The organism is Lentzea sp. NPDC005914 (assembly GCF_040629405.1).
Classification (GTDB): Bacteria; Actinomycetota; Actinomycetes; order Mycobacteriales; family Pseudonocardiaceae; genus Lentzea.
The window spans coordinates 56,387-73,644 of sequence record NZ_JBEXVQ010000024.1; the positions used below are offsets into that span (position 1 = coordinate 56,387).

A 17,258-nucleotide genomic window follows, 5' to 3' on the forward strand; every position below is an offset into this window, starting at 1 on the left:
TGTGTCACTCTGTCTCGTCGTACAGGCGTCGCGGATGGTGTGCTTTTCGGCCGACGCTGGGCAACACTGGCGGGCCTGGGAACCGGGTTTGGAAGAGAGCGGGACGGCGAGTGGCTGGATCGACACGGACGAGAAAGAGCAGCGGAGGAGAAGGCGGCAACATTCGACGGCTTGTGATCGTCGAGTCGCCCACGAAGGCGCGGAAGATCGCGTCCTACCTCGGCAGCAACTTCGTCGTGGAGTCCTCCAGGGGACACATCCGGGACCTGCCGCGCGGTGCCGCCGACGTCCCCGTGAAGTTCAAGGGGCAGGCGTGGGCGAGGCTCGGCGTGGACGTCGACCACGACTTCGAGCCCCTCTACGTGGTCTCCGCGGACAAGAAGTCGCTGGTCACGGAGCTGCGGGAAGCGTTGAAGGACGTCGACGAGCTCTACCTCGCGACAGACGGTGACCGCGAGGGCGAGGCCATCGCGTGGCACCTGCTGGAGACCCTCAAGCCGAAGGTCCCGGTTCGCCGGATGGTGTTCCACGAGATCACCGAGTCCGCGATCCAGGCCGCCGCAGCCAACCCGCGTGACCTCGACCAGGACCTGGTCGACGCGCAGGAGACCCGCCGCATCCTCGACCGCCTCTACGGCTACGAGGTCAGCCCGGTGCTGTGGAAGAAGGTCATGCCGAAGCTTTCGGCGGGCCGCGTGCAGTCCGTGGCGACGCGTCTGGTCGTGGAGCGCGAACGCGAGCGGATGAAGTTCGTCTCAGCGAGCTACTGGGACATCTCCGCGCAGATGGACGCCGGTGAGAGCGCCACGCCGCGTCAGTTCGGCGCGCGTCTCGTGGCCGTCGACGGCACCCGTCTCGCCACGGGCCGCGACTTCGGTTCCGACGGCAAGCTCACCGGCAAGGCCGACGTGGTCGTGCTGGACGAGCAGCAGGCCCGCGCCATCGCGAACGGTCTGCAGAACGTGCCGGTCAAGGTCGCGTCCGTCGAGGAGAAGCCGTACACGCGCAAGCCGTACGCGCCGTTCATGACCTCGACGCTGCAGCAGGAGGCGGGCCGCAAGCTGCGGTTCTCCGCCGACCGCACGATGCGCACGGCGCAGAAGCTGTACGAGAACGGCTACATCACCTACATGCGCACCGACAGCACGACGCTGTCGGAGACCGCGATCAACGCGGCCCGCACGCAGGCAACGGACCTCTACGGCGCGCAGTACGTCGCCAAGGAGCCGCGCCAGTACACGCGCAAGGTCAAGAACGCGCAGGAGGCCCACGAGGCGATCAGGCCGGCGGGAGAGGTCTTCCGCACGCCCGGCCAGGTGGCCGCCGAGCTGGACGCGGACGAGTTCAAGCTCTACGAGATGGTCTGGCAGCGCACGATCGCCTCCCAGATGGCCGACGCGCGGGGCAACACGACCAGCGTCCGCATCCAGGGCCGTGCCGCGACGGGCCAGGAGGTCACGTTCGCCGCGTCCGGCCGCACGATCACGTTCGCCGGCTTCCTCAAGGCCTACGTCGAGACCGTCGACGCCGAGGCCGGTGGCGAGTCGGACGACGCGGAGTCGCGCCTGCCGCAGCTGGTCAAGGACCAGGACCTGACGATCGCGGAGCTGTCCGCGGACGGTCACTCCACCTCGCCGCCCTCGCGCTTCACCGAGCCGTCGCTGATCAAGACGATGGAGGAGCTCGGCATCGGCCGTCCCTCCACCTACTCGTCGATCATCAGCACCATCCAGGACCGCGGCTACGTGTGGAAGAAGGGCGCCGCGCTGGTCCCGTCGTGGGTGGCGTTCGCGGTGGTCGGTCTGCTCGAAGGCCACTTCGGCCGGCTCGTCGACTACGACTTCACCGCCGCGCTCGAGGACGAGCTCGACGGCATCGCCGCTGGTCGCCAGCAGCGCACCACGTGGCTGTCGGGCTTCTACTTCGGCGGCAGCATCGGTCCCGACGGCTCGATCGGCCGCTCCGGTGGCCTGAAGAAGCTGGTCGGCACGGGTGTCGAGGACATCGACCCGCGCGAGGTCAACTCGATCCCGCTGTTCAGCGACTCCGAGGGCCGCACGGTCGTCGTGCGCGTCGGCCGGTTCGGCCCGTATCTGGAGCGCGAGGTCGACGGTGCCGCCCAGCGGGCGAACCTGCAGGACGACCTGGCGCCCGACGAGCTGACCGCGGAGATCGCCGAGAAGCTGTTCTCGACGCCGCAGGAGGGCCGATCGCTCGGCACCGATCCGGTCTCGGGCAACGAGATCGTGGCCAAGGAGGGCCGCTTCGGTCCGTACGTGACCGAGGTGCTGCCCGAGCCGTCCGAGAACGGCACGACGTCGAAGGCGAAGGCGCCGAAGCCGCGCACCGGCTCGTTGTTCAAGTCGATGTCGCTGGACACGGTGACGCTGGACGACGCGTTGAAGCTGCTCTCGCTGCCTCGCGTGGTGGGCAAGGACCCGGAGACGGGTGCCGAGATCACCGCGCAGAACGGCCGCTACGGCCCGTACCTGAAGAAGGGCACGGACTCGCGGTCGCTGGTCGACGAGGCCCAGATCTTCACGGTCACGATGGAAGAGGCTCTGAAGATCTACGCGGAGCCGAAGAAGCGCGGTCGTGCCGCCGCCGCACCGCCGTTGCGCGAGATGGGCAACGACCCGGTGTCCGGCAAGCCGATGGTGATCAAGGAGGGCCGCTTCGGCCCGTACGTCACCGACGGTGAGGCGAACGCGTCGCTGCGCAAGACGGACAGCGTCGAGTCGATCACCGACGAGCGCGCGGCGGAACTGCTGGCCGAGAAGCGCGCCAAGGGGCCGGTCAAGAAGAAGGCGCCTGCGAAGAAGCCCGCGGCCGCGAAGAAACCGGCGGCCAAGAAGGCTCCGGCGAAGTCCAAGAGCTAGTTCGGGTGGAGGTGGCGGTGCCGATCAACGAGTTCGGTCCGGACGGGACTCAGGCCCCGCCGCCTCCCCGGCTTTTCCCCGATCCGCTGGCCGGGCTGGTGACGGCCGACAGGTGGCTCGCTCCTCAGTGGACCTCCGAGTACACCGCGTCACGTGTGTCGGTGCCTACACCGCCGACGCCGACCGAGGAGATGCGGCAGGCCATCTGGGCCGCGATGCAGCACGAGCAGCGCCGGCCGCGCGGTCGTCGTCCGCAGGCGCCCAGGAACATGCCACCGCAGCAGGGGCTGCAGGCGTTCGCTCCGACGCAGCAAATGTCTGGGGCGCAACAACAACAGCCCGCCAAGCAGTCGAACGGGGTGGCCGCGTTCATCGGCTGCCTGATCGTGATCGGCTTCTTCGTGCTGGTGGTCGTCAACATTCTTGGGGCGATCTTCAGCGGCTGACGCTGAGAGTCGGGCGCTGGCCACTGCGCGCTCCGGTTACCCTGGTCCGACGGGTTGGGCCGATTAGGGGTGACTGAGATTCAGGACGTGGACACAGGAGTGACCGAGGCAGGCCAGGCAGGGCAGGCCCAGTCCAGCGTGTCCACGGTCCACCGGCTGCGCTCGGTGCTGGCGATCAGGCCGTTCCGGAGGTTGTGGCTCGTCACCTACCTGTGCAGCGTCGGTGACTGGCTGTCGCTGCTCGCGCTGACCGGTCTGGTCTCCGAGATGATGCACAGCTACCAGTGGCAGTCGTTCGCGTTGTCGCTGGTCGTGCTCACCCAGCTGCTGCCCGGCATCCTCTTCGCGCCCATCGGCGGCGTGCTCGCGGACAAGTTCGACCGCCGCAAGGTGATGGTGGTCTGCGACGTCCTGCGCGGCTCGCTGTTCATCTCGATCGCGCTGATCGGCTCTCCGATCTGGCTCTTCGTCGCGAACTTCCTGGTCGGCTGCTGCGCGATGCTGTGGATCCCGGCCAAGGAGTCGGCGGTCCCGAACCTGCTGCGCCGCCCCGACCAGGTGGAGTCGGCGAACCAGCTCGGCCTCGTGATGACCTACGGCATCTCGACGATCAGCGGTTTCGGCCTGTACTCGCTGATCGCGGGCATCCCCGGGTACCTGAACCTGCAGGGCGGGAACCTCGAGTTCCGCATCGCGACCATCGCCGTGATCATCAACGGCCTGCTGTACTTCACCTCCGCGATCCTGATCGCGACCCGCCTGCCCGAGCTCTCCGGCCGCGCCTCGACCAGGAAGAAGGAGGTCGAGGCCGACAAGCCGGGCTTCGCCGCGATGTTCCGCGACGGCATCCGGTTCGCCGCCGCGACGCCGCTGGTCCGCGGCCTGGTGATCGGCATGATCGGCGCGTTCGCCGCGGCCGGTGTCGTGATCGCGACGGCCAAGCTCTACGCGGAGTCGCTGCTCGGCGGCGCCTCGACGTTCGGCCTGCTCTTCGTGGCCGTGTTCGTCGGCCTCGCGCTGGGCATGGCCACCGCACCCCGCCTGGCCCGCCGCCTCACCTACAACCGCCTCTTCGGCGTGACGATCGTGGGCGCGGGCGTCACTCTCGTCCTGGTCGCCCTGGCCCCGCACCTGTGGATCGCGCTGCTGATGGTGGCGCTGGTCGGCGCGTGCGCGGGCGTGGCGTTCCTGACCGGCCTCACGATCGTGGGTTCGCAGGTCGAGGACGAGATGCGCGGCCGCACGGTCGCGCTGATCCAGTCGTTGCTCAAGATCGTGCTCTTCGGCGCCTCCGCCGGTGCTCCGCTGGTCGTCGCCCTGCTGCAGAAGCGCCAGGTCAGCGTCTTCGGTCACCCGATGGAGGTCGACGCGACCCGCCCGGTGATGCTCGGCGGCGCGGTGATCGCCATCGTGCTGGGCCTCGTCGCGTACCGGCAGATGGACGACCGCCGCGAGGAGCCGGTCCTGACGTCGCTGTTCGCGGCCATCCGCGGCCGCCGGCAGACCAAGGGCATGCTGATCGCGGTCGAGGGCGACACCCGCGAGGACACCTCGGTGCAGGCCCGGCGCCTGGCCGCGGCGTTGCGCGCCGAGGGGCTCGACGTGCTGCTGGCCGCCGATCCCGAGCACGACGAACGCCGTCTGCGGACCATGTTGTCCTCCGCCGAGCTCGCCGGCGTGCGCGCGCAGGCCCTCGTGGCTGCTGCCGTTCGTGCCGATGTCGTCGAACGGCAGGTGCGGCCTGCTCTGGACGAGGGTTCCGTCGTGGTGATGGAGCGCTACGTCGACTCTCCGCTGGCGCACTTCAGCGCGACTTCGACGCTGGAGCACCAGGAACTCGAAGGTCTGGTCGACTGGGCCACCGGGCGACTGCGGCCTGATCTGACGATCCTGCTGGATCGCCCCGTGACCGACGGCAAGTCGATCGCGCTGGAGCACCACTGGCGGGTGCAGCGCCTGCTGAGCGAGATGGCCGCCGCCGACCCGGACCGCTACGTCGTGGTGGAAGCCGACGGCGACGTGGACGCCGTGGCCGACCGAGTCCGCTCCGCCGTGGTGCCGTTGCTCGCGACCCGCAAGCGCGCGGTCCCCGAAGCCGCGGTCTGATCGGCCGCTGGAAGACTGCAGTCCATGAGCGTGTGGGACGAGGTGGTCGGCCAGCCGGACGCGGTGGCGACCCTGTCTGCGTCTGCCGAGGCCGCTGCCACGATCGTCGCGGGCGGCACTCCGGCGCCGGGCGTGATGACGCACGCCTGGCTCTTCACCGGCCCGCCAGGGTCCGGACGTTCTTCCACCGCCCGCTCCTTCGCCGCGGCCCTGCAGTGCGTGGTGACGGACGACCGACCTGGCTGCGGCGTGTGCTCCGGGTGCCGGACCACGTTGCACGGAACGCATGCCGACGTGCGGGTCGTTGCTCCCGAGGGACTCTCGATCTCGGTGGCCGAGATGCGTGCTCTCGTTCAGATCTCCGCTCGCCGGCCCACCTCGGGGCGGTGGCAGGTGGTGATCATCGAGGACGCCGACCGGTTGACCGAGGGCGCGGCCAACGCTCTGCTCAAGGCCGTGGAGGAGCCGCCGGAGCGGACGGTGTTCCTGCTGTGCGCTCCGTCCGACCACCCCGACGACGTGTCGGTGACCATTCGGTCGCGGTGCCGGCTGGTGTCGCTGGGATCGCCCCGGCCCGCGGCCATCGCCGAGGCTTTGGAGGCTGTGGACGGTGTTCCCGCCGAGATGGCTTCGTGGGCGGCGTCCGTGTGCGGCGGGCACGTCGGCCGGGCGCGGCGGTTGGCCGTCGACGCGGAGGCGCGGGCCCGGCGAGAGGCCGTGCTGCGGATCCCGCTGGGGTTGCGCAAGCCCGCGGACGTGTTCACCTGCGCTGATGAGCTGATCAAGGCTGCCGAAGAGGATGCCTCCACGGCCAACGAGTCTCGTAACGAGTCCGAGCGTGAGGCGCTCGAGACCGCCATGGGGGCCGGGGGAACAGGTAAGGGGACCGCTGCCGCCACCCGTGGGGCCAAGGGTGCGTTGAAGGACCTGGAGAAGCGGCAGAAGTCCCGGGCCACTCGGACGCAGCGCGACTCGCTGGACATGGCGTTGGTGGATCTGGCCGGGTTCTACCGGGATGCCCTGGTGAGCAAGACCGGGTCCGAGGCCGCGTTGATGCATCCGGATCGGGCCGCGGATTCCCGGACTGCCGCTGCCCAGTGGTCGTCCGAGTCGATTTTGCGGCGGTTGGAGGCGGTGCTGGAGTGCCGGGAGGCCATTGAGGTCAACGTGAAGCCCCGGATCGCCGTCGAAGCGATGGTGACGACGCTCCACCGGGGCTAGTGGCGCGGCCCGGCCCGTTGGCGAGGTAATTCACGCTCAGCAGGGCGCCTCGCGGCACCGCCCCCGCGCCCCCATACATCCAGTATGAGGGCGCGCGGGCGGCACCACGATGCACCCGTCTGACCGCGAATTCCCCCGGCAACGTTCCGGGCCGCGCCACTAGACCCAGCCGAGCGCCGCCGACACCTCCTCCGCCGCCTGCACCACCCGCGGCCCGAGCGCGATCAGCTCCTGCACCGAGTGCTCCATCGCCAGGGACGACGCCGACAGCCCGCCGATCACCACGCCGGCGTGGTCCCTGATCGCGGCTCCCACGCACCGGACACCGAGCTCGTTCTCCTCGTCGTCCAGAGCGAACCGCGACCGCCGCACCCGTGACAGCTGCGACTTCAACCGCGAGGACGAGGTGATCGTCTTCGGGGTGCGGCCCGGTAGGCCCACGCGGGCGATGTAGGCGTCCAGTTCGGAGGCGGACTGCGAGGCCAGGACGGCCTTGCCGATGGCGGTCCCGTGGGCCGGCAGGGACATGCCCAGCCGGGACGCCATGCGGTAGGGCTTGTTGGCCTCGATCTTGTCCACGTAGACCAGCTCGTCGCCGAAGAGAACGGCCAGGTGCACCGTGCACCCCGTGGATTCCTGCAGGGCGCGCAGGAACGGCCGTGCTCGCTCCACCGTGTCGAGGGGGCGGAGGACCTTGCCTGCCAGAGCCAGGACTCGGGGGCCGGTCAGGTAGCCGTCCGAGCCCAGGGTCGCGAAGCCGCGGTCCACCATGGCCTGGAGCAGGCGGTGGACGGTGGACTTCGGCAGGCCGGTGACCCGCGCTATGTCGGTGATGCGCGTGTGGTCGGCCAGGGCCTCCAGCACGGCGAGCGTCTTTTCGACGGCGGTATCGGTCATCTCGCCAGCCAGCCTCCGTCGACCACCAGTACGTGTCCGGTCACATAATCGGACGCGGCGGACGAAAGGAACACTGTTGGGCCGACCAGATCTTCCGGGGTGCCCCAGCGGCCGGCCGGGATTCGGCCTCGGATCGCCGGCTCGCGGTCCGGATCTGCGCGGAGCGGGGCCGTGTTGTTGGTTTCGATGTAGCCCGGGGCGATGGCGTTGACCTGCACGTTCGAGGCCGCCCACTCGTTGGCGAGCAGTTTGGTCATGCCGACGAGGGCGTGCTTCGAGGCGGTGTACGCCGAGACGAGAATTCCGCCCTGAAAGGACAGCAGCGAGGCGATGTTCACGACCTTGCCGCTGCCCCTGGACACCATCTGACGGCCGCAGAGCTTCGAGATCTCGAACGCCGAGTCGAGGTTCACGGCCATGACGCGCTGCCAGTCGGAGAGCGAGACGTCCACCGCGGCGCCGCGGTGGATGGTTCCGGCGTTGTTGACCAGGATGTCGACGCCGTGTTCTGCCAGCACCGGGGCCAGGGCCGGTTCGACGGAGGCGGGGTCGGCGAGGTCGACAGAGACGGTGGCCACGGCCGGGGCCACGTCGGACAGGTCGCCGCGGCCCACGAGGATCAACGACGCGCCCGCCTCGTGCAGACCGCGGGCGATGGCTCGGCCGATGCCCGTGCGGGCGCCGGTCACCAGAGCGGTTTTGCCTTCGAGAGAAAAGCTCACCGGAGCTCCGTGACGGCGACCGGGTCCATGTCGTCGTAGGCCTGGTTTTCGCCGCCCATGGCCCAGACGAAGGTGTACGAGTGCGTTCCCGCTCCACTGTGGACGGACCAGGACGGGGAGATCACGGCCTCCTCGTTGCGCACCACGATGTTGCGGGTGTTCTGGGGCTCGCCGCACAGGTGGATCACGCGGTGGTCCTCGGGGAGGTCGAAGTACAGGTAGCACTCGGTGCGGCGGTCGTGGGTGTGGGGCGGCATGGTGTTCCAGACGCTGCCGGGGGCCAGCGAGGTCACGCCCAGGACCAGTTGCGACGAGCGGATGCCGTCGGCGTGCACGAACTTGCGGATCTCGCGGACGTTCGCGGTCTCCTGCGAGCCCAGGGAGAGGACGTCGACCTCGTCGAAGCGGGCCACGGCGGTGGGGAACGAGGCATGCGACGGGGTGGAGAAGAGGTAGAAGCGGGTGTCGTCGTCGGAGGCGTGGAACTCGACGTCCACGGCGCCCTGGCCGATGTAGAGGCAGTCGCGCGTACCGAGTTCGTGCTCGGTTCCGTCCACGGTCACCGTTCCGGAACCGCGGATCGCGAGGACGGCGAGCTCGCGGCGTTCGAGGAAGTTCGCTGATCGGAGCGGGGGAGCGCTCTCAAGCTTCAGCGGTGTGCCGACCGACGGCGTGGCGCCGCCGAGGACGATGCGGTCCTCGTGCGTGTAGACGGTCCGGATCTCGCCCGGTACGAAGAGGTCGTCCACCAGGTAGTGCCGCCGCAGCCCGTCCGTGTCGAAGCCCGGCAACTGCGCCGGATGGGTCGAGTGCCTGATTTGCATCTGAGGATGCCTTCCGATCGGGGCGGCGGAGTGACACGATGTGCGCCGACCAACATGGAACACGGTTCCGTGGACTGGAACAAGCCTCCGCTCACCACGCCGCCGGTGACGAGAGGCGAAGAAAGGCGGCCTTGGTGTACCAGCAGAACCCGAATCCGACAGGATCGTTATTTCTGTCGGCTCTGCTCGCGTTGATACCGCTCGTTGCCGTGCTCGTGCTGCTCGGCGGTCTCAAGTGGAAGGCTCATTGGGCGGGGTTGACCGCGCTCGTGCTCGCGATCGGCGTCGCGTTGTTCGGCTACTCGATGCCGCTCGGGCAGGCGCTCAACTCCGCGGCGTTCGGTGCGGCTACCAGCGTGCTCGTGGTCCTGTGGATCACGTTCAACGCCATCTGGATCTACAACCTGACGGTCCACAGCGGACATTTCGCCGTGCTCCGGCGGTCGTTCAGCTCTATTAGTGACGACCAACGGGTGCAGGCGATCGTCATCGCGTTCTCGTTCGGCGCGCTGCTCGAGGCGCTGGCCGGTGGCGGTGGGCCCGTCGCGATCTGCTCGGTCATGTTGATCGCCGTGGGCGTCGACCCGATGAAGGCGGTGGCGCTGGCGCTGATCGCCGACACCGCGCCGGTGGCGTTCGGCGGCATGGGCAACCCGATCACGGTCCTGAACACGGTCACCGGGCTGCCCGCTGACACGTTCGGCGCGATGGCCGGTCGTCAGGTGCCGATCCTGGCGCTGCTCGTGCCGTTCGTGCTGATCTTCGTGGTGGACGGCAGGCGCGGCCTCAAGCAGGCGTGGCCGGCCGCTCTCGTGGCGGGTGGCTCGTTCGCGATCACGCAGTACCTGGTCTCGAACTTCTGGTCCTACAAGCTGTGCGACATCATCGCGGCCATCGTGTCGGTGCTCGCGGTGATCCTGTTGGTGCGGGTGTGGCAGCCGGCACGGTCGCTGCCGCCGGTCATCGCGGGCGGTGCGACGACGGACTCGCGGCGCGACGTGATCATGGCCTTCTCCCCGTACGCGATCATCGTGGTGATCTTCTCGATCGCGCAGATCGTGCCGGTGAAGAAGTTCCTCGACTCGCTGACCTACAAGTTCCTGTGGCCCGGCATGCACCTGACGAACGCGGCCGGCAAGCCGATCAAGGTCGAGTACGCGCTGAACTGGGCGTCCGCGACGGGCTCGCTGCTGTTCCTGTCCGGCCTGATCACGATGGCCCTGCTGGGGATCGGCGTCCGGAAGGGCCTGGAGATCTACGGCCAGACGATCAAGCAGTTCAGCTGGGCGATCGTGGCGATCCTCGCGGTGTTCTCGCTGTCCTACGTCATGAACTACTCGGGCCAGATCACGACCCTGGGTCTCTGGCTCGCGGGGACCGGCGCGTTCTTCGCGTTCCTGTCGCCGGTCGTCGGCTGGTTCGGCGTCGCGATCACCGGCACGGACGCGGGCTCCAACGCGTTGTTCGGCGGCCTGCAGGTCACCGCGGCGCAGCAGCTCGGCACGTCGCCGTTCCTGTTCGGCGCCTCGAACAGCTCGGGCGGCGTGATGGCGAAGATGATCTCGCCGCAGAACCTGGCGATCGGCACCGCGGCGGCGGGCCTGGTGGGTCGCGAGGGCGACCTGTTCCGCAAGGTGTTCGGCTGGAGTCTGTTGCTGCTGCTGGTGACGTGCGTGGTCGCGTACCTGCAGTCCACACCCGTGCTCGGATGGATGGTGCCATGACGTTCAGTCGCAGGACCCTGCTCGGTGCGGCTGCGGCGGCCCCGATCGTTGCCGGGGCTGCCGGGGAGGCGTCGGCTGCCTCCTCCCGGCTGTTCCGGGATTCCCTGGACTACGCGCTGGGGAAGCTGCGCCAGGTCGCGCCGAACGTCACCTCGTTCCCCGAGGAGACGAAGTTCGAGAAGTGGACCTACGTCAACTCCGGCGGCTGGGTCGGCGGTTTCTGGCCGGGCATGCACTGGCTCGCGTTCCTCGACTCCGGCGACGAGCAGTTCAAGAAGTGGGCGGTGGAGTCGGCTTTGAGGCTCTCACCGCGGCGCACCGACACGTCGATCCACGACCTGGGCTTCCTGTTCTACCCGTCGTGGGTGACCGCGTACCGGATCACCGGCGACGTCTCGTGGCGTGACGGCGCGGTGCAGGCCGCGTCGTCGTTGATCCAGCGCTACAACGACAAGGGCCGCTTCATCAGGGCGTGGGGAGCGCTCGGCACGCCCACCAACGCGGGCCGCGCGATCATGGACACGATGATGAACCTGGACCTGCTGACGTTCGCGTCGGAGCAGACGGGGGAGTCGCGGTTCCTGGACGTGGCCGTGGCGCACGCTTCGACGACCCGGGCGAAGTTCATCCGGCCGGACGGCTCCACGCCGCACGTCTTCGACTTCAACCCGGACACCGGCGAGGACATCGGTCCCAACACGAACCAGGGCTACAGCCCGACGTCGTGCTGGTCGCGTGGTCAGGCATGGGGCATCTACGGCTTCACGACGATGTACCGGCGGTCTCGTAAGCGCGAGTTCATCGACGCTGCCCGGAAACTCGCGGACTTCGCTCTCGATGCTCTTACGCCGGACCACATTCCGGTGTGGGACTACCGCTCACCGTTGGCGCCCAACGACGTCAAGGACTCGTCGGCGGGCGCCATCATGGCGTGCGGCCTGCTGGACTTGGCCGCAGCCACGGGACGGTTGTCGTACCGCGTGGCCGCTCTGCGCATCCTGGACGCGTTGTGCCGCACGTGTTTGACGACCCGTGCCGAGAAGCACGAGGCCATCCTGGCGCGCGGCACCCGCAACCGCCGCATCGAGACCGGCATCGAGGTGTCCCTGCCCTACGGCGACTACTACCTCATGGAGGCGTTGCTCAGGGTCCTGAAACCCCGGGAGCTCGGACGCGCGATCGGCCTCTGACCGGCAGCGCGGCCACCAGGACCACGCCCGCGAGCAGCAGTCCCGTGCCGAGCCAGAACAGCGGGATCGACTGGTACGCGGCGTTGGTGTAGGCGAGCGGCGGCGTCTTCTGAGGGGGAGGCGCCGCCCCGCCACCGGGCTCCTGCGGCGGCTGGGCCGTTCCGCACACCACTCCACCCTGCGGTGCCGCGGCCCGCACGATCTGCTCGCCGAGCGAGATCTGCGCCAGCGCCGCGGGCAGGTTCGGCAGCTTCAGCTTGTCCGTCGGCAACAGCTGCACGTCGAGCATCCGCGCCGTCGCCCCGAGCTGGAACCCGCTGAACCCGTTGCCCGAGAAGCTCGCCTTCTTCTCGGTGAGCCCGGCGATCTGCAGCTTGATGACCACCAGGTCGAGCAGGAGCGGAACGTCCAACGCCGGGTGCGCCGCGTCCAGCGTGCCGAGATCCTTGCCGTTCTGGCTGACCTTGAGCACCGGCGCGGTGTACGTGATCTTCGACGTCTTCTCGTCCCCGGTGGCCGTGGCCGTGAGCGTCGGCGGGCTGGCGACGTCGATCTTGATGCCGCCCGCGATCTCCACGCTCACCGCGCGCATGGTCGACGTCGACTCGACAGCCTTGTTCTTGCTTCCGGGCAGGTCGACGAGCCGGACGTTCGAGTTGGCCTCGAACGTGTCCGGGATGCTCACCAGGCTCTTCGTCGGCAACGGCACCTCGGCCGGCAACGCGCTGAGCACCTCGAGCCCGGCGAGCGAGGTCCTCGCCGTAGCCAGCGGACTGACGCACGGCCCGAGCTTCTCGTCCCACCGCGCCTGCACGCTGCCGTTGAGCAGCCGGAGCTTGCCCAGCGGCGTCTCAGGAATCGGCAGTCCGCCATTGGTCGGCTGCGGGTTGTCCGGAATCGCCGTCTGCACGAGCGTGCCCGGCGACTGAGGCGACCGCCCCGCCACCGCGAACCCGAACGGGCTGGCCTGCGTGACCACCCGCTCGGTGCTCAGGAACGCCTCGGTGTTGACCTGCGCACTCGCCAGCCCCAACCCGAACTCCGTGACCGCCTGCTTCGGCAGCTGATCGCTGAGCCCGGGCAGGATCGTGTTCGTCGGCACCCCCTGAGGCCCGAGCCTGATGACCGACAGCCCGGTCCCCGCATCCCCGACCGCGTGCGCGAGCGACTGCGGCCCGTTCGGCGCCGACGCGGGCGGCTGGTTCGGGTCGCGCGGCCCAGGTACCGGTGTGGTCGGAGGCTGCGCGAGCGCGGGTGCCGCGACCAGCGCGAGCAACAACCCGGCCAGCGGCACGGACAACGATCGGCGCATGAACCACTCCTCGGCGGCTAGGAGGTGGTGACATCGGTCACGGTCCGTACAACGAAGCCGACCCCTGTCGGTAACGCGGTTGCGGGTCGGTTATAGTTGTCGCGTCTCGCCGCCTTAGCTCAGTCGGCCAGAGCGGCTCACTCGTAATGAGCAGGTCATCGGTTCGATTCCGATAGGCGGCTCGGTGAGATAAGACCCAGGTCAGGCTTCCTGACCTGGGTCTTTCCTATTCCCCAGGTTTGTGACGAGCTGTAGTGCTGCGCTCTCTTGAGCCTCGTGTGTGCCCGAAGTGTGCCCATCGGTTCCGGTGGACCTGCGCGGCACTAGCTTGGCCGCTGCTTCGGCGGCCCGGTGGGCGACCTCGGGGAGGACGCTCGTGTAGATGTCCGACGTGATCGTGATGGACGAGTGGCCGAGCATTTCCTGCACAGTCTTCATGTCCGCACCACCAGCGAGCGCGAGCGTCGCCGCACCGTGCCGCAGGTCGTGCAGCCGGATCGGCGGGAGGCTCGATGTCCGCACGATCTTCTCGAACGCCTCGGACACCTTGCCTGGGTGCAGCAACGTCCCGTCGGCTTCGGTGAACACGCGGCCCGTGTTGATCCAGGCCTCGCCCCACTCCAACCGCTCGGCTGCCTGTTGCGCCTTGTGCGTCCGCAGGACCTTGACCGTCTCGGCGTCCAGTGCGACGACTCGCGCGCCGCTGGACGTCTTCGGGTCTCCCTCCTCGACGTCCGACCCGTCGAGGACGAGTTGAGTCGCGACCGTCGCCGTCTTCGCGTCGAGGTCGACGTCTGACCAGCGCAGCCCGCAACCCTCGCCCCGACGCAGGCCCCGGAACGCGATCAGGTGGTACAGCGCGTACAGCCTGTCCTCGTGCACCAGGCCGAGGAACTCGCCCGTTTGCTCCGGCGTCCAGACCATGACCGGTGACGGCTTCTCGCCGGTCCGCTGCCACTGCTCGACGCGCTCGGTGGTCCACACCAACGCCTTGGGTCGCTTGCCTGGCTCGACCTCGACGTGAGCAGCCGGATTGAACGTGATGATCTGCTGTGCGATCGCGTCGTTCAGCGCTGCTCGCAGCGTCGCTCGGAGCTTGAGCTGTGCCGCAGGTCCGGTCGTCCTCCGGAACGGCGGCATCTCCCGAAGCTGCGCCCGAAACGCACGCTGCTCGGCTCGTTTCGTGGCCTGCTTGCGCGCGTCGTCGACTGCCCGGCGTGCCGCGTTGGCCGCGACGATCTCGTCGTTGTTCTCCTCGATCTTCGCGAACATCTCGTTCAGGTGGCTGACCCGAAGCCTCGTCACCGGGATGTGCCCGATGAGCGGCCTGAGGTGCACCCTGATCGCCGACTCGTAGTGCCTGCGGCTTGTCTTGCGGATGCGCTTGCCCGGCAACCACTCGTCGAGCCATTCACCGACCGTCATCTTGCTGACGAGGCTCTGCCCGGTCCGCAGACGACGCTTCGTTTCGTCGTAGTCCGGGATCGGCTGCTTACTGTCCGCCGCAACCTGTGCGAGCAGTGCGGCGACTGCCTCACGGCCCTCTTCGTCGTCCTTCTCAGGGATAGCGAGCAGCGCTCGAACCTTGTCGAGGTCGGCCTGTGCTGCCTCAGCCGTCGCGTAGCCGGAGCGGCGAAACAGTCGACGGTCACCGTCCGTTGTGGATGGAAGTTCTTGACGGATCGCGACTGTCCCGTGTCCCTTCTTCTTGGCACTGGGGCAGGCCTTGCCGTACTGCTTGCCTGTCTCGGGATCGCGGCAAGCGCAACGTCGTGTGACGCTTCTGAGGGCCGCGGTTGCCTCTGGTGCCGACCACAACCACACGGCGGGCATGAGTCGACGAGCAGGAACGACCGGGGCGACGTGACGCGCACTGGCATGACAGGTGGGACAGATCGGCTCGACGGCGAGCCGACTGAGTCCGGCTCCACATGCGTCACACCGTCCGCCCGTCATGGCTTACCTGACCGCGTCCGCACGCAGTCGCTCGAACCACGCCGCGATCGAGCGCTTGTAGCCCTCGGGCATGTTCAAGCCGGGTACCTCGTCCTCGGCGAACAGACCGATTTCCTTGTGCTCGTGGGAAAGCACGGGTTCGCTGTCGCCGTCCGAGTGACAGCCGTAGGTCACGATGAACACGTTCTTCTCGGCGACGTTGATGTAGTACATCCACGTGTCGAGGATCGGCCCGGTCGTCACCTTCCACTGCGTTTCCTCGATGATCTCTCGGGCAACGCACTCTTCCGGCGTCTCTCCGGGTTCGATGCGGCCGCCCGGCAGTTCCCACTCCTCCCGCTCGTTCTTCAGCAGCAACACCTTGCCGTCGCGGACCACCACGCCCTTGATCGAGACGGGGTAGGCAAGCTGGCTCATCGAGGTGTCCTCCGTGATTCGCGGGCAGGCTGCTCAACGGCAAAGTAGCACCGGAACCCACCATGCCGAGGCGACGCGGTGTTGACAACCTGTCACTGGACGTGGTGGACAGAACAGCGTTCTGCTGATCCCGTAGACGAGTCGTTTCGGGAGGTAGACGCCATGATCGAGCCGTATCGCGTCAACGCGGACTCCGCCAACCTGGTCGAGCTGATCGCCGAGCAGGGACTCGCTGTAGTCGACGGTCTCGACGGCCCCCAGGACCTGCTCAGGCTCGCACAGTCGATCGCCATCGTCGTGCCGCACCGGGACAGCGGACCTGATGGCGTCACCACGATCGCTGACCTTGGTGAGTCGATCGTGCGCAGCGGATTCGCAGGCTTCAGCGCTTGTGCGCTCAACCCGCACACTGATCGCTCAGGCGTTCCGCATCCGCCTGCGCTGCTGATGATGAGCTGCTCGCAGGCTGCGACGGCTGGCGGCGAGTGCGTGCTCATCGACGGCCAGGCCGTGTACGACGATCTCGCCGAGTCGGAGCCGGAAGCGCTCACCGCCTTGAGCACTCCGCGCTCCGTCTTGTTCGGCGGCGCGGCCGGGCACCTCAGCTCGATCTTCAGCGACAACGGCGGCGGCCGGATCGCCGTCAGACTTCGGCTCGACGAGCTCGCTCAGTTCGCACCTGAGGTCGACCGCTGGATCCCAGTGCTGCGCGCGGCGATCGACCGCCACGCGTTCGAGTTCAGGCTCGCTGCCGGGCAGGGCTACGTGCTGGACAACCACCGCTGGTTGCATGGTCGACGAGCGTTCACCGGGCAGCGTGTGGTTCACCGCGTGAACGGAGCCCCGTTGCCCGAACTGGTTGTGGCGACGGGTGTTCGCGTCCGAGCGTCGAGTGATGCCGCATGAGTGACGACGCAGCGATCCGCGCCTTTCCCGCACTTGCTGCGCTCATTGCGATCAGAGATGCGGGCTGGGCCTTCGTCCACCGCGACGCGGTCGAGGGCGTGCCGACACAGGTCGACGGCTACCGAGCCTGGCCAGGCGGATGGATCGACGCTGTTCGCGTTCGAGATGAAGACGACGCGATGGCGTTGCGCACTGATGGGGATGAGCCGCCCGGCATCGTGTGGGAGCGCACGGGGTCGCTGACGAACGTGGTTCAGGAGCTGCTGAGCGTTCCTGCTCCTGGCGATCGGCTCGCGCCTCGGCTCGTGAAGGCGACCGGGCCGATCCTGTGGACGCCGTAGTCAGACCAGCAGCCGGGGTCTTCCGATCATTGGTGCACGCGGTCGACGCGCGAGAACGGCCGATCAACTTCCGGGGGATCGCACTCTAGTTCGCCGTCTGCGGAGCAGCATCCGTGCTGGTCAGCGGGGACGAGATGGGGGCTCGCAAAGTGTGCCCATTGTGTGCCCGAACGCTCCGAAACGAGCTGATCGACAACGGCACCGAACGGCAGCCGCACCGGCCTGACCAGGATCAATCAGACCGGTGCGGTACTACCCGTCAGTCCTCAACATGAACACCAGGGAACTCGTAATGAGCAGGTCATCGGTTCGATTCC

At 68.3% G+C, this 17,258-nt stretch carries 14 protein-coding genes and 1 tRNA gene; 9 read left to right on the forward strand and 6 right to left on the reverse strand.

From position 1 onward, the window contains the following. Window positions 1–110: 110 nt before the first annotated feature. From topA to ABZ345_RS29955, 4 genes are all read left to right on the forward strand, one after another. Entirely contained in the window at window positions 111–2,879 is a 2,769-nt protein-coding gene (gene topA, locus ABZ345_RS29940; RefSeq protein WP_359855824.1) for a type I DNA topoisomerase, read from the forward strand. Between the two features lie 17 nt (window positions 2,880–2,896). Then, window positions 2,897–3,325, forward strand: coding sequence for a hypothetical protein (locus ABZ345_RS29945; protein ID WP_359855826.1), 429 nt, complete (start codon window positions 2,897–2,899; stop codon window positions 3,323–3,325). Between the two features lie 87 nt (window positions 3,326–3,412). Then, on the forward strand, window positions 3,413–5,431 hold the full coding sequence (locus tag ABZ345_RS29950; protein WP_359855829.1) for an MFS transporter: 2,019 nt from the start codon (window positions 3,413–3,415) through the stop codon (window positions 5,429–5,431). Window positions 5,432–5,455: 24 nt separating this feature from the next. After that, window positions 5,456–6,652: a DNA polymerase III subunit delta' gene (locus ABZ345_RS29955; RefSeq protein ID WP_359855831.1), complete on the forward strand. Its 1,197-nt coding sequence runs from the start codon at window positions 5,456–5,458 to the stop codon at window positions 6,650–6,652. Window positions 6,653–6,811: 159 nt separating this feature from the next. Here ABZ345_RS29955 and ABZ345_RS29960 read toward each other — a convergent pair whose 3' ends face one another. Genes ABZ345_RS29960 through kduI form a run of 3 tightly spaced genes read right to left on the reverse strand, consistent with a single transcriptional unit; the run spans window position 6,812 to window position 9,095 of the window. Beyond that, complete coding sequence (locus tag ABZ345_RS29960; protein WP_359855834.1) at window positions 6,812–7,549, reverse strand: IclR family transcriptional regulator; 738 nt, start codon at window positions 7,547–7,549, stop codon at window positions 6,812–6,814. Then, entirely contained in the window at window positions 7,546–8,271 is a 726-nt protein-coding gene (locus tag ABZ345_RS29965; protein ID WP_359855837.1) for an SDR family oxidoreductase, read from the reverse strand. Before ABZ345_RS29965 ends, ABZ345_RS29960 begins: the two co-directional genes overlap by 4 nt. Then, window positions 8,268–9,095: a 5-dehydro-4-deoxy-D-glucuronate isomerase gene (gene kduI / locus ABZ345_RS29970; RefSeq protein ID WP_359855840.1), complete on the reverse strand. Its 828-nt coding sequence runs from the start codon at window positions 9,093–9,095 to the stop codon at window positions 8,268–8,270. The genes ABZ345_RS29965 and kduI overlap by 4 nt, the downstream gene beginning before the upstream one ends. Before the next feature lie 134 nt (window positions 9,096–9,229). On the opposite strand from kduI, the gene ABZ345_RS29975 reads away from it, so the two are divergent. Next, window positions 9,230–10,819 carry an L-lactate permease gene (locus ABZ345_RS29975; protein WP_359855842.1) on the forward strand — a complete coding sequence of 530 codons (1,590 nt, stop codon included), beginning with the start codon at window positions 9,230–9,232 and terminating at the stop codon, window positions 10,817–10,819. Further along, window positions 10,816–12,009: a glucuronyl hydrolase gene (locus tag ABZ345_RS29980; protein ID WP_359855845.1), complete on the forward strand. Its 1,194-nt coding sequence runs from the start codon at window positions 10,816–10,818 to the stop codon at window positions 12,007–12,009. The genes ABZ345_RS29975 and ABZ345_RS29980 overlap by 4 nt, the downstream gene beginning before the upstream one ends. Here the strand turns inward: ABZ345_RS29980 and ABZ345_RS29985 are convergent. Further along, window positions 11,963–13,321, reverse strand: a complete 1,359-nt coding sequence (locus ABZ345_RS29985) for a hypothetical protein (protein ID WP_359855847.1) — start codon at window positions 13,319–13,321, stop codon at window positions 11,963–11,965. The genes ABZ345_RS29980 and ABZ345_RS29985 overlap by 47 nt on opposite strands. A gap of 108 nt (window positions 13,322–13,429) precedes the next feature. Between ABZ345_RS29985 and ABZ345_RS29990 the strand changes: the two genes are divergently transcribed. After that, a tRNA-Thr gene (locus tag ABZ345_RS29990) sits at window positions 13,430–13,503 on the forward strand. A 19-nt stretch (window positions 13,504–13,522) separates the two neighbouring features. Here the strand turns inward: ABZ345_RS29990 and ABZ345_RS29995 are convergent. Continuing rightward, window positions 13,523–14,746 (reverse strand): tyrosine-type recombinase/integrase, encoded by a 1,224-nt coding sequence (locus ABZ345_RS29995; protein ID WP_359855849.1) that lies wholly within the window; start codon window positions 14,744–14,746, stop codon window positions 13,523–13,525. A gap of 534 nt (window positions 14,747–15,280) precedes the next feature. Beyond that, window positions 15,281–15,694 (reverse strand): NUDIX domain-containing protein, encoded by a 414-nt coding sequence (locus tag ABZ345_RS30000; RefSeq protein ID WP_359855852.1) that lies wholly within the window; start codon window positions 15,692–15,694, stop codon window positions 15,281–15,283. Between the two features lie 162 nt (window positions 15,695–15,856). Here ABZ345_RS30000 and ABZ345_RS30005 point away from each other — a divergent pair, with 162 nt between their 5' ends. Together ABZ345_RS30005 and ABZ345_RS30010 are read left to right on the forward strand one after the other, a co-directional pair. After that, a complete protein-coding gene (locus ABZ345_RS30005; protein ID WP_359855855.1) occupies window positions 15,857–16,600 on the forward strand; it encodes a TauD/TfdA family dioxygenase in 744 nt (247 codons plus the stop codon). Next, window positions 16,597–16,941: a hypothetical protein gene (locus ABZ345_RS30010; protein WP_359855858.1), complete on the forward strand. Its 345-nt coding sequence runs from the start codon at window positions 16,597–16,599 to the stop codon at window positions 16,939–16,941. The genes ABZ345_RS30005 and ABZ345_RS30010 overlap by 4 nt, the downstream gene beginning before the upstream one ends. Window positions 16,942–17,258: the final 317 nt, after the last annotated feature.